12 protein-coding genes are annotated in these 12,386 nt (G+C 61.2%); 11 read left to right on the forward strand and 1 reads right to left on the reverse strand.

The features are described 5' to 3' along the window. Positions 1-4: 4 nt before the first annotated feature. From OCX61_RS08055 to OCX61_RS08080, 6 genes are all read left to right on the forward strand, one after another. Positions 5-358 carry a DUF4398 domain-containing protein gene (locus OCX61_RS08055; protein ID WP_261943323.1) on the forward strand — a complete coding sequence of 118 codons (354 nt, stop codon included), beginning with the start codon at positions 5-7 and terminating at the stop codon, positions 356-358. Then, positions 358-1,167: an OmpA family protein gene (locus OCX61_RS08060; RefSeq protein WP_510177793.1), complete on the forward strand. Its 810-nt coding sequence runs from the start codon at positions 358-360 to the stop codon at positions 1,165-1,167. The genes OCX61_RS08055 and OCX61_RS08060 overlap by 1 nt, the downstream gene beginning before the upstream one ends. A 192-nt stretch (positions 1,168-1,359) precedes the next feature. Further along, complete coding sequence (locus OCX61_RS08065) at positions 1,360-2,802, forward strand: aminotransferase-like domain-containing protein (protein ID WP_027921315.1); 1,443 nt, start codon at positions 1,360-1,362, stop codon at positions 2,800-2,802. 67 nt (positions 2,803-2,869) lie between these two features. Continuing rightward, the gene (locus OCX61_RS08070) at positions 2,870-3,337 is read left to right on the forward strand and encodes a hypothetical protein (protein WP_261943325.1); all 468 of its coding nucleotides are present in this window, start codon (positions 2,870-2,872) and stop codon (positions 3,335-3,337) included. Positions 3,338-3,461: 124 nt separating this feature from the next. Then, positions 3,462-3,716 (forward strand): YkgJ family cysteine cluster protein, encoded by a 255-nt coding sequence (locus tag OCX61_RS08075; RefSeq protein ID WP_159411396.1) that lies wholly within the window; start codon positions 3,462-3,464, stop codon positions 3,714-3,716. Between the two features lie 33 nt (positions 3,717-3,749). Beyond that, entirely contained in the window at positions 3,750-4,355 is a 606-nt protein-coding gene (locus OCX61_RS08080; protein ID WP_261943326.1) for an START domain-containing protein, read from the forward strand. A gap of 65 nt (positions 4,356-4,420) precedes the next feature. Here OCX61_RS08080 and gltA read toward each other — a convergent pair whose 3' ends face one another. Continuing rightward, positions 4,421-5,710, reverse strand: coding sequence for a citrate synthase (gene gltA / locus OCX61_RS08085; protein ID WP_054899921.1), 1,290 nt, complete (start codon positions 5,708-5,710; stop codon positions 4,421-4,423). Between the two features lie 351 nt (positions 5,711-6,061). On the opposite strand from gltA, the gene sdhC reads away from it, so the two are divergent. The 5 genes from sdhC to OCX61_RS08110 all read left to right on the forward strand — a co-directional run bounded on the left by sdhC (position 6,062) and on the right by OCX61_RS08110 (position 12,380). After that, positions 6,062-6,448 (forward strand): succinate dehydrogenase, cytochrome b556 subunit, encoded by a 387-nt coding sequence (sdhC, locus tag OCX61_RS08090; protein ID WP_012315350.1) that lies wholly within the window; start codon positions 6,062-6,064, stop codon positions 6,446-6,448. Continuing rightward, entirely contained in the window at positions 6,442-6,810 is a 369-nt protein-coding gene (sdhD, locus tag OCX61_RS08095) for a succinate dehydrogenase, hydrophobic membrane anchor protein (protein WP_027921320.1), read from the forward strand. Before sdhC ends, sdhD begins: the two co-directional genes overlap by 7 nt. Before the next feature lie 3 nt (positions 6,811-6,813). Then, positions 6,814-8,586, forward strand: a complete 1,773-nt coding sequence (gene sdhA, locus OCX61_RS08100; RefSeq protein WP_261943327.1) for a succinate dehydrogenase flavoprotein subunit — start codon at positions 6,814-6,816, stop codon at positions 8,584-8,586. Positions 8,587-8,597: 11 nt separating this feature from the next. Then, positions 8,598-9,302 carry a succinate dehydrogenase iron-sulfur subunit gene (locus OCX61_RS08105; protein ID WP_012315348.1) on the forward strand — a complete coding sequence of 235 codons (705 nt, stop codon included), beginning with the start codon at positions 8,598-8,600 and terminating at the stop codon, positions 9,300-9,302. A 246-nt stretch (positions 9,303-9,548) separates the two neighbouring features. Further along, positions 9,549-12,380 (forward strand): 2-oxoglutarate dehydrogenase E1 component, encoded by a 2,832-nt coding sequence (locus OCX61_RS08110; RefSeq protein ID WP_261943328.1) that lies wholly within the window; start codon positions 9,549-9,551, stop codon positions 12,378-12,380. Positions 12,381-12,386 lie beyond the last annotated feature (6 nt).

Consider the following 12,386-nt stretch of genomic DNA (forward strand, 5'->3'; position numbering starts at 1 on the left):
GTGCGTGAGAACCCAATCCCTGATTCTAGCCGTGGCCATGCTCGGCCTGGCTGGCTGCGCCAACGACCCGGCGCCCAATGAGCAGATGCGAATTTCCGAGCAGGCGCTGGAGCAGGCCAAGGCAGTCGGTGCCACCGACCAGGTCGAGGCATTGAAGCTGGCCGAAGACAAGTTCGCCCGGGCCAAGACCAACATGCTGACCGAGGACTACCGTGACGCGCGCATGCGCGCCGAACAGGCCGAGCTGGACGCGCGCCTGGCCGAGGCGCAGGTGCTGAACCAGAAGAGCGAAGAGCAGCTTCAACTGCTGCAGTCGCGGGTCAAGCGCCTGCGCAAGCAACTGGAGGTGCAGCCATGATGCGCCTCAATGGGAAAACCGCGCTGGCATTGCTGGTGCTGACGGCCGGCTTGCAGGGTTGCGCCAGCCAGCGCAGTTCGGCGGCGCTGGATGACGCGACCGTGGCCTTCCAGAAGGTCAAGGACGATGCCGATGTGCTGCGCAGTGCTCCGCGTGATGTGATCCGTGCCGGTGAGTCGCTGTCCCGCGCCGAGCGCCTGTCCAGCTACATCGGCACGGGCAGCGACGTGCGCCATTATGCCTACCTGAGCCAGCGCTACAGCGAGATTGCCGGCGAGCACGCCAAGCTGGCGCTGAACGAGGAGCGTCGGGCCAAGCTCGACCTCGAACGCCAGCGTCTGCAGTTGGCCCTGCGAGAGGCCAAGTTGGCCAGCGTGCAGCAGCAGGGTAAATGGGTGGAGAACCAGATTGCCGCGTTGGCCTCGGAGCAGGCTGACCGAGGCCTGGTGATGACCCTGAGTGACGTGTTGTTCGATACCGGCAGTGCCGACCTGAAGAACTCGGCCAGCCGCACCGTGCTCAAGCTGGTGCAGTTCCTCCAGCTCAATCCGCGTCGCGTGGTGCGGATCGAAGGCTATACCGACAGCACCGGTACGCCTGAGGACAACCTCAAGCTGTCACGCGATCGTGCCCAGTCAGTGGCCGACATGCTGGTCGATCTTGGGATCGATGAGAAGCGCCTGCAGGTTGAAGGTTACGGCGATCAGTATCCGATCGAGGCCAATGCTTCGGAGCGGGGCAGGGCGCAGAACCGGCGGGTGGAAATCGTCTTCTCGGACGACAAAGGCAAGCTCGCGGCGCCTCGCTGAGAATTGCCGTACGGGGCCGCTTTGCGGCCCGTTCGCGGGCAGCGCAGGCTTGATTGTTTAGACAGATGTCACACAACTGTATTGTTGACTACCTTGCCATCTGTCCCAGTACACTTTGCAACTGTTACGGTATGCTCTACCGTCAGTGAGTCGTACAAGAATTACAAGCCGCCTGCGCGTCGAGATACCGCCATGACCAACCTGCTGTTGTACCAGCGTATCGCCCAGCAACTGGCCGATGACATCCGTCGCGGTGTCTACCAGCCAGGCGAACGCGTACCGTCCGTGCGCAAGATGAGCGCCCAGCTCAACGTCAGCCATGCCACGGTGTTGCAGGCCTACGCCAATCTCGAGGATCAGGGCCTGATCCGTGCCCGGCCGCAATCGGGCTACTACGTGCACCAGACGCCTGCCCTGACTGCGCAGACGCCGGATATCGCGCGGGTCGAGCGCCCTGGCCTGGTGACCCGTGCCAGCATCATCCAGCAGGTGTTGACCGAGGCGCGTCGCGATGGCGTGTTCCCGTTCGGTGCCGCCGTGCCGCATGTCGACTACCTGCCCGTGCGTGCGCTGCACCAGCAGATCGCCAAGGTCACCCGCTTTCACAGCCCGCGCGCCTTCAGCTACATGTTCAGCCCCGGTTTCGAGCCGCTGCGCCGGCAGATTGCGATCCGCATGCGCGATGCCGGCGTGCTGGTCGACCCGCGTGAGGTAATCGTCACCCATGGCTGTGTCGATGCCTTGCAGATGTCGCTGCGGGTGCTGACACGCCCGGGTGACCTGATCGCGGCCGAGTCGCCGACCTATTATGGGCTGCTGCAGTTGGCCGACCTGCTGGGGTTGAAGGTGATCGAGATCCCCAGCGATCCATCCACTGGCATCAGCCTCGAGGCCCTGCAACTGGCCGCGAATCAGTGGTCGATCAAGGCATTGGTGCTGACCACCCGCCTGAGCAACCCGCTGGGCGGCACCGTGCCGGAAGAGCGGCAGAAACAGTTGCTGCGCCTGGCATCGGACTTCGATATCCAGATCGTCGAAGACGACATCTATGGCGAGTTGATGTTCGAGCAGGGCAAGACCAAGGCGCTCAAGGCCTTCGATCGGCTGGACCGGGTCATCTACTGTTCGAGCTTCTCCAAGACGCTCTCGCCTGGGGTGCGGGTTGGCTGGATGGTCGCGGGGCGTTACCAGGATGAAATCCAGCGTCTGCAGACCTTCACCACCCACTCGGCGTGCAGCGTCACGCAGATGGGCGTGGCGGCGTACCTGGAGAACGGTGGTTACGACCGGCACCTGCGCTATATTCGCCAGGAGTATCGCAAGAACCTCAGTGCCTACCAGCTGGCGGTGCAGCAGCACTTCCCGGAGGGTACCCAGATGACCCGGCCAACCGGCGGCTTCATTCTCTGGGTCAGCCTGCCAGGGCGGGTCAATACCCAGGAGCTGCATGTGCGCGCGCTGGAGCAGGGTATCAGTATCGCGCCCGGGCTGATCTTCAGTAACACCGAGCAGTTCAACCACTGCATCCGGCTCAACTGCGGCATTCCCTGGAACAAGGAGGCCGAACGGGCAGTCATCACGCTCGGGCTGTTGGCCCAGCAATTGTGCCGAGAATCGCAGCCCTCGCTTTTGTAGGCTTGCCAGCAGCGGGCGGAACAGAGAGCATACGCACTTTTCCAATCCCGCCTGTCCGTCGATGTCCATGAATTTGTTGCGAAGTGCTGCCCTGATGATCTGTATTGCCCCGTTCTGCCTGCCTTATGGTGTGGTTCAGGCTGCCCAGCCTGCTGTCACCCAAGTGCAGGCGGGGCATGACAAGGCTGTAAGCAAGGCGCCAGCAAAACCGGCAGCAAAGTCCAAGCCGGCCGCCAGCAAGACCAAAGCCAAACCCAGGCCGGTCAGCAAGGCGGTCACGCAACCATTGCCCAAAGCCAAGCTGGACCTGAGTCTGCCAAGCGACATGGTCAAGAATCTCGAGCCTGAGGTCGGCGATTCATCGACCCGTCGCAAACCTTTGCTACCCGCGATGTTCACGGAAAAGCCGGAAACCAGCGACAGCCCGTTCCAGCTCAATGGTCGCCTGATCAGCAACGAGATGCAGCTGCAGCTGCGTAACGAAAGCCGCCACGATGTTGAAGGTGCGGCAATCGATTTCCAGTTCCGCAACTGAGCAGCTCCAACTGACTGCCGGGTCACGGCAGATTTCATCGGGCCAGCAATTTCAAACGTATGTTTGAGCGGTTACTATCCAGGGACGTTCGTCCCGTTTTGTTCCAGGGAGTCCTGATTTAGCCATGAAGTGTCGTGAGGGTTGTGGTGCCTGCTGCATCGCCCCGTCCATCAGCTCGGCGATGCCGCGCATGCCTCAGGGCAAGCCGGCGGGCGAGCGCTGCCTGCACCTGACTGCGGAGAATCTCTGCGACCTGTTCGGCAAGCCCGAAAGGCCGGCGGTGTGTGGCGGTTTCAAGGCGGATATCGAGGTGTGTGGCAATGACCGCGACGAGGCCATCAGGATTCTTGGCTGGTGGGAGCAGATAACGGCGGCGTGAAAGGCTGGATCTTCGACAACAAGGATAAACATGATGAGATCGTTCAAGCGTATTGCACTGCTGTGTGGCATGGGTGTTCTGCTGGCGCCGGCTGCCTGGGCCGAGAACTGGCAGGTGGCCAAGGACGAGGAGGGGATCAAGGTCTCGCTCAGTGAGGTGCCGGGCTCCAAGTACAAGGCCTACCAAGGCGTGACCCTTATCAAGGCGCCGCTGGCCAAGGTCCAGGCGCTGCAGGAAGATGTGGTGGGAGCCTGTGCCTGGATTCACGAGTGCAAATCGCAGAAGCTGCTCAAGCACGAAGGTGAACAGAGCTGGACCTACACCCAGTTCAATACGCCGTGGCCGGTGACGCCGCGTGATTCCGTGTTGCATGTCACTACCGTCAAGGGCGCTGACGGCAGCTTGACCCGCAATCTGGTCGAAGAGCCGACCTACATTCCGGAAGAAAAGGGCTTTGTGCGGGTGGCAAAGGTGCAGGGCTTCTGGAAGCTGGTGCCCAAGGGTGATAGCACCGAGGTGACCTACCAGGTGCACACGGAGCCAGGTGGTAGCGTGCCAGCCATGGTGGCCAACAAGTTCGTGGTCGAGGCGCCGTTCAATACCCTCAAGGGGTTGCGTGAGCGGGCCGAGAAGAACTGAGTTCGGCTCAGCGGCAATAAAAAAGGCTGCCCGAGGGCAGCCTTTTTGCATTCGGCGCGCAGCGCTTACTTGCGGTCCTTCAGCTCGACGATGTCGCGCTGCAGCTCGCCGGTGTACAGCTGGCGAGGGCGGCCGATCTTGTACGGGCTGGAGAGCATTTCTTTCCAGTGCGAGATCCAGCCGACAGTACGTGCCAGGGCGAAGATCACGGTGAACATGCTGGTCGGAATGCCGATCGCTTTCAGGATGATGCCCGAGTAGAAGTCGACGTTCGGGTACAGCGAGCGCTCGATGAAGTACGGATCGGTCAGGGCGATTTCTTCCAGGCGCATGGCCAGTTCCAGCTGAGGATCGTTCTTGATGCCCAGCTCGCCCAGGACTTCGTCGCAGGTCTTCTTCATCACGGTGGCGCGCGGGTCGCGGTTCTTGTAGACGCGGTGACCGAAGCCCATGAGTTTGAACGGATCGTTCTTGTCCTTGGCCTTGGCGATGTACTTGTCGATGTTCGAGACATCGCCAATTTCATCGAGCATGGTCAGGACGGCTTCGTTCGCACCGCCGTGGGCCGGGCCCCACAGTGCGGCGATACCGGCAGCGATACAGGCGAACGGGTTGGCACCCGAGGAGCCTGCCAGGCGCACGGTGGAGGTGGAGGCGTTCTGCTCGTGGTCGGCGTGGAGGATGAAGATCCGGTCCATTGCCTTGGCCAGCACCGGGCTGATCGGTTTGATCTCGCACGGGGTGTTGAACATCATGTGCAGGAAGTTTTCCGCGTACGACAGGTCGTTGCGCGGATACATCATCGGCTGGCCCATGGAGTACTTGTAAACCATCGCGGCCAGGGTCGGCATCTTGGCGACCAGGCGCACCGCGGAGATTTCGCGGTGTTGCGGGTTATTGATGTCCAGGGAGTCGTGGTAGAACGCCGAGAGTGCGCCAACCACGCCGCACATCACCGCCATCGGGTGAGCGTCGCGGCGGAAACCGTTGAAGAACGACTTCAGCTGCTCGTGAACCATGGTGTGGTTTTTCACGGTGCTGACGAACTGGGCCTTCTGCTCGGCATTCGGCAGTTCGCCGTTGAGCAGCAGGTAGCAGGTTTCCAGGTAGTCCGATTTCTCGGCGAGCTGTTCGATCGGGTAGCCGCGGTGCAGCAGCACGCCCTTGTCGCCGTCGATGTAGGTGATCTTCGACTCGCACGAGGCGGTCGCCATGAAACCAGGGTCGAAGGTGAAGTGACCAGTGGCCCCCAACCCGCGGACGTCGATTACATCAGGACCAACGGTGCCGGTTAAAATGGGCAGCTCGACGGGGGCAGCGCCCTCGATGACCAACTGCGCTTTTTTGTCAGCCATGTGGCCTCCTATTAATGCTTGAAATCATCAGACAGCCCCCCACGCAGGGCCCGCACCACTATAGAGAAGTAAATTCGAATGTCAATTTGCCTAAAGGCTGGTTGAAAGCGCCTCTGAAGCCTGATTTTTCTAGAATTTCTCGCCCATTTACGCCTTTTGCTCACTAAAGGCAATCCGCTATTTGGGCTACCCCGTCACGTTGTCATAAGCAGCCTAACTGTCTATACTCGGCACCCGACTCCCAGGGGCTTGCAAGCCCGAACTGCTGGGGGTCGCCGTTCCCTGGGTGGTGGGTACCTGACCAGTACACTTACCAACAACTTTGCCCTGATTCGCTAGGGGCTCTTCAGTGTGAAAAAAGCCGTGAAAAGCCAACGACCTGTAAACCTAGACCTAAGGACCATCAAGCTTCCTGTCACTGCGTACACGTCCATTCTTCACCGTATCTCCGGCGTCATCCTGTTCCTCGGCCTTGCCATCATGCTTTATGCACTGGGCAAGTCGCTGGGTTCCGAGGAAGGCTTCGGTGAGGTGAAGGCGTGTCTGACCAGCCCGCTGGCCAAGTTTGTGACCTGGGGCCTGCTGTCCGCCCTGCTTTATCACCTCGTGGCAGGTGTACGCCACCTGATCATGGACATGGGCATCGGTGAGACGCTGGAAGGCGGCAAGCTGGGCTCGAAAATCGTGATCGTCATCTCCGTGGTGCTGATCGTTCTGGTGGGAGTTTGGGTATGGTAACCAATGTCACGAACCTGTCGCGTTCGGGCCTCTATGACTGGATGGCGCAGCGCGTATCGGCGGTCGTTCTCGCGGCTTACTTCATTTTCCTGATCGGCTACGTGGTCTGCCACCCAGGCATCGACTACACCCAGTGGCATGGTCTGTTCTCCAACAACGCGATGCGGATCTTCAGTCTGCTGGCCCTCGTTGCCCTGGGCGCTCACGCCTGGGTCGGCATGTGGACCATCGCCACCGACTACCTGACGCCGATGTCGTTCGGCAAGTCGGCGACTGCGATTCGTTTCCTGTTCCAGGCGGTATGCGGCGTTGCGATGTTCGCTTACTTCGTCTGGGGTGTGCAGATTCTCTGGGGTATCTGATCCATGGCTAGCATTCCAACCATTTCCTTCGACGCCATCATCATCGGTGGCGGCGGCGCCGGCATGCGCGCAGCGCTGCAGCTGGCCCAGGGCGGTCACAAGACTGCCGTAGTCACCAAGGTCTTCCCGACCCGTTCGCACACCGTGTCCGCCCAGGGCGGCATCACCTGCGCCATCGCTTCGGCCGACCCGAACGACGACTGGCGCTGGCACATGTACGATACCGTCAAGGGTTCCGACTACATCGGTGACCAGGACGCTATCGAATACATGTGTCAGGAAGGCCCGGCTGCGGTCTTCGAGCTGGACCACATGGGTCTGCCGTTCTCGCGTACCGAAACCGGCCGTATCTATCAGCGTCCGTTCGGTGGCCAGTCCAAGGACTTCGGTAAAGGTGGCCAGGCCGCCCGTACCTGCGCTGCTTCCGACCGTACCGGTCATGCACTGCTGCACACCCTGTACCAGGGCAACCTGAAGGCAGGCACCACCTTCCTCAACGAGTACTATGCCGTTGACCTGGTGAAAAACAAGGAAGGCGCTTTCGTCGGTGTGATCGCGATCTGCATCGAAACCGGCGAAACCATGTACATCAAGTCCAAGGCCACCGTTCTGGCCACTGGCGGTGCCGGTCGTATCTACGCCTCCACCACCAACGCCCTGATCAACACCGGCGACGGTATCGGCATGGCCCTGCGTGCAGGCGTGCCGGTGCAGGACATCGAAATGTGGCAGTTCCACCCGACCGGCATCGCCGGCGCCGGTGTACTGGTCACCGAAGGCTGCCGCGGTGAGGGTGGCTACCTGATCAACGCCCACGGCGAGCGCTTCATGGAGCGTTATGCGCCGAACGCGAAGGACCTGGCCGGCCGCGACGTGGTTGCCCGTTCCATGGTCAAGGAAATCATCGCCGGCAACGGCGTGGGCCCGAACAAGGACCACGTACTGCTGAAGCTGGACCACCTGGGCGAGGAAGTGCTGCACAGCCGCCTGCCAGGCATCTGCGAACTGTCCAAGACCTTCGCCCACGTCGACCCAGTCGTTGCGCCGGTCCCGGTCGTTCCAACCTGCCACTACATGATGGGCGGCGTTGCCACCAACATTCATGGCCAGGCCATCACCATGGACGAAGAAGGCAAGGATCACATCATCCCTGGCCTGTTCGCCGTAGGTGAAGTGGCGTGCGTATCGGTTCACGGTGCCAACCGCCTGGGCGGCAACTCGCTGCTCGACCTGGTGGTGTTCGGCCGTGCTGCCGGCCTGCACCTGGAGAAGGCACTGAGCGATGGCATCGAGCACCTCGACGCCAGCGACACCGACATCGATGTTGCCCTGAGCCGCCTGAACAAGCTCAACGAGCGCACCACTGGTGAAGACGTTGCCAGCCTCAAGCGCGAGCTGCAAAGCTGCATGCAGAACTACTTCGGTGTATTCCGTACTGGCGAATACATGCTGAAGGGTATCGAGCAGCTGGCCGGCCTGCGTGAGCGCATCGCCAACGTCAAGATCAACGACAAGTCCCAGGCCTTCAACACCGCGCGTATCGAAGCGCTGGAGCTGCAGAACCTGCTGGAAGTCGCCGAAGCTACCGCCATTGCGGCCGAAGCCCGTAAAGAGTCCCGCGGTGCGCATGCCCGTGAAGACTTCGAAGACCGTGACGACGAAAACTGGCTGTGCCACACCCTGTACTACCCGGGTGAGAAGCGCGTCGCCAAGCGTGGCGTCAACTTTGCGCCGAAGACTGTTCCAGCCTTCGAACCAAAAGTCCGGACTTACTAAGGGTGGCTGCTATGTTGAAAGTCGAAGTTTATCGTTACAACCCGGACACCGACTCGGCGCCCAAGATGGAGTCGTTCGACGTCGATACCGGCGGCAAGGACCTGATGGTGCTGGACGTGCTGGCGCTGATCAAGGAGAAGGACGAGGGTTTCTCGTACCGTCGCTCCTGCCGTGAAGGCGTTTGCGGTTCTGATGGCATGAACATGAACGGCAAGAACGGCCTGGCCTGCATCACCCCGCTGTCGGGCGTGGTCAAGGGCAACAAGCTGGTTCTGCGTCCGCTGCCAGGCCTGCCGGTCATTCGTGACCTGGTGGTCGACATGAGCATCTTCTACAAGCAGTACGAGAAGGTGAAGCCATTCCTGCAGAACGACACGCCGGCTCCGGCCATCGAGCGTCTGCAGTCGCCGGAAGACCGCGACAAGCTGGACGGTCTGTACGAGTGCATCCTGTGCGCTTGCTGCTCGACCTCCTGCCCGTCGTTCTGGTGGAACCCAGACAAGTTCCTGGGCCCGGCCGCTCTGCTGCAGGCCTACCGCTTCCTGGCCGACAGCCGTGACACCAAGACCCAGGAGCGCCTGGCGTCCCTGGATGACCCGTTCAGTGTGTTCCGCTGCCGCGGGATCATGAACTGCGTCAACGTTTGCCCGAAGGGTCTGAACCCGACCAAGGCAATCGGTCACGTACGTAACATGCTGCTGCAAAGCGGCACCTGATTCAAAGCGTTGTAACTGCAGTAAGCCGAGGTGCGGGCGCTGAGCCCGCACTGAGGTAAAACCTGAGCAAGGGCCCACAAAGCCCGCGCTCGATACCTATGAAGATATGAGACCAGCAGGGGCTTTCCGGGCTGGTACCCGGAAAATCAGCAGGATCCAAGTGGCGTGGTTCAGTCGCTTCATTCGGACTTTTCCAGGTTTGCTGTGGCACTTGCCGATCAGTCCCCTAACCGAGGGTGACCAAGCATGCAAGAAAGCGTGATGCAGCGCATGTGGGATAGCGCCCACCTTTCAGGTGGTAACGCTGCATATGTGGAAGAGCTCTACGAGCTCTACCTGCACGACCCTAACGCTGTGCCAGAAGAGTGGCGCACTTACTTCCAGAAGTTGCCAGCCGACGGCAGCACCGCTACCGATGTATCGCACTCGACGATCCGCGACCATTTCGTACTGCTGGCAAAGAACCAGCGCCGCGCCCAACCGGTTTCCGCCGGGAGCGTGAGCACAGAACACGAGAAGAAGCAGGTTGAAGTTCTGCGACTGATCCAGGCCTATCGTATGCGCGGCCATCAGGCTGCCAAGCTCGACCCGTTGGGGTTGTGGCAGCGACCTGCGCCTGTAGACCTGTCGATCAATCACTACGGCTTGACCAATGCCGATCTTGATACGACCTTCCGTGCCGGCGACCTGTTCATCGGCAAAGAGGAGGCGAGCCTACGCGAGATCTTCGAGGCACTCCAGAAGACATATTGTCGCACCATTGGCGCCGAGTTCACCCACATCGTCGATTCCGAGCAGCGCAGCTGGTTCCAGCAGCGCCTGGAAAGCGTGCGCGGCCGTCCGGAATTCTCGGCCGACGTGCAGGCGCACCTGCTCGAGCGCGTGACCGCCGGTGAAGGCCTCGAGAAATACCTGGGCACCAAGTACCCAGGCACCAAGCGTTTCGGCCTCGAGGGTGGCGAAAGCCTGATCCCGATGCTGGACGAAATGATTCAGCGCTCCGGCTCCTATGGCACCAAGGAAGTCGTGATCGGCATGGCCCACCGTGGCCGTCTGAACGTGCTGGTCAACACCTTCGGCAAGAACCCGCGCGAGCTGTTCGACGAGTTCGAAGGCAAGAAGATGAACGAGCTGGGCTCCGGTGACGTCAAGTATCACCAGGGCTTCTCCTCCAACGTGATGACCCCCGGTGGCGAAGTTCACCTGGCCATGGCGTTCAACCCGTCCCACCTGGAAATCGTCTCGCCAGTGGTGGAAGGTTCGGTGCGCGCCCGTCAGGACCGTCGCAACGATACCGTGGGTGACAAGGTGCTGCCGATCTCGATCCACGGCGACGCCGCGTTCGCCGGCCAGGGCGTGGTCATGGAAACCTTCCAGATGTCGCAGACCCGCGGTTTCAAGACCGGCGGTACCGTGCACATCGTGATCAACAACCAGGTCGGTTTCACCATCAGCAACCCGCTGGACGCTCGCTCCACCGAGTACGCCACCGACGTCGCCAAGATGATTCAGGCGCCGATCCTGCACGTCAACGGTGACGATCCGGAAGCCGTGCTGTTCGTGACCCAGCTGGCCATCGATTACCGCATGCAGTTCAAGCGTGACGTGGTCATCGACCTGGTCTGCTACCGCCGCCGCGGTCACAACGAGGCCGATGAGCCGAACGGCACCCAGCCGCTGATGTACCAGCAGATCAGCAAGCAGCGCACCACGCGTGAACTGTATGCCGAATCGCTGATCCAGGCCGGTCGTATCGACGCTGAGCGTGCTCAGGCCAAGATCGACGAGTACCGCAACGCCCTGGACAACGGCCTGCACGTGGTGAAGAGCCTGGTCAAGGAGCCGAACCGCGAGCTGTTCGTCGACTGGCGTCCGTACCTGGGCCATGCCTGGACCGCGCGTCACGACACCCGCTTCGACCTCAAGACCCTGCAGGACCTGTCGGCCAAGCTGCTGGAGATCCCGGAAGGTTTCGTGGTTCAGCGCCAGGTCGCGAAGATCTACGAAGACCGCCAGAAGATGCAGGCCGGTGGCTTGCCGATCAACTGGGGTTATGCAGAGACCATGGCCTACGCCACCCTGCAGTTCGAAGGTCACCCGATCCGCATGACCGGCCAGGACATCGGCCGTGGCACCTTCTCGCACCGCCACGCGGTGTTGCACAACCAGAAGGACGCCAGCACCTACGTACCGCTGAAGAACCTGTTCCCGGGCCAGCCGCAGTTCGAACTGTACGACTCCTTCCTCTCGGAAGAAGCGGTACTGGCCTTCGAATACGGCTACTCGACCACCACGCCGAACGCGCTGGTGATCTGGGAAGCCCAGTTCGGTGACTTTGCCAACGGTGCGCAAGTGGTGATCGACCAGTTCATCACCAGCGGCGAGCACAAGTGGGGCCGTCTGTGCGGTCTGACCATGCTGCTGCCACACGGTTATGAAGGGCAGGGCCCGGAGCACTCCTCCGCGCGCCTGGAGCGTTACCTGCAGTTGTGCGCCGAGCACAACATCCAGGTCTGCGTACCGACCACGCCGGCTCAGATCTACCACCTGCTGCGTCGCCAGGTCATCCGTCCGCTGCGCAAGCCGCTGATCGTCCTGACGCCGAAGTCGCTGCTGCGCCACAAGCTGGCCGTCTCGACCCTGGAAGACCTGGCAGAAGGTTCGTTCCAGACCGTGATCCCGGAAATCGACAGCCTCGATCCGGCCAAGGTCGAGCGCCTGATCCTGTGCGGCGGCAAGGTGTACTACGACCTGCTGGAAAAACGCCGTGCCGAAGGCCGCGAAGATATCGCCATCGTGCGTATCGAGCAGCTGTATCCGTTCCCTGAGGACGACCTGGTCGAAATCCTCGCGCCTTACACCAACCTCAAGCATGCGGTCTGGTGTCAGGAAGAGCCGATGAACCAGGGCGCCTGGTACAGCAGCCAGCACCACATGCGCCGTATCCTGGGCCGCCACAACAAGGCACTGGTCCTGGAATACGCCGGTCGCGACGCTTCTGCCGCTCCAGCCTGTGGTTACGCATCGAAGCACGCCGAACAGCAGGAAAAGCTGCTGCAAGACGCCTTCACTGTTTAATGCCTT

The sequence above is a fragment of the Pseudomonas sp. LRP2-20 genome, assembly GCF_024349685.1.
GTDB lineage: Bacteria > Pseudomonadota > Gammaproteobacteria > Pseudomonadales > Pseudomonadaceae > Aquipseudomonas.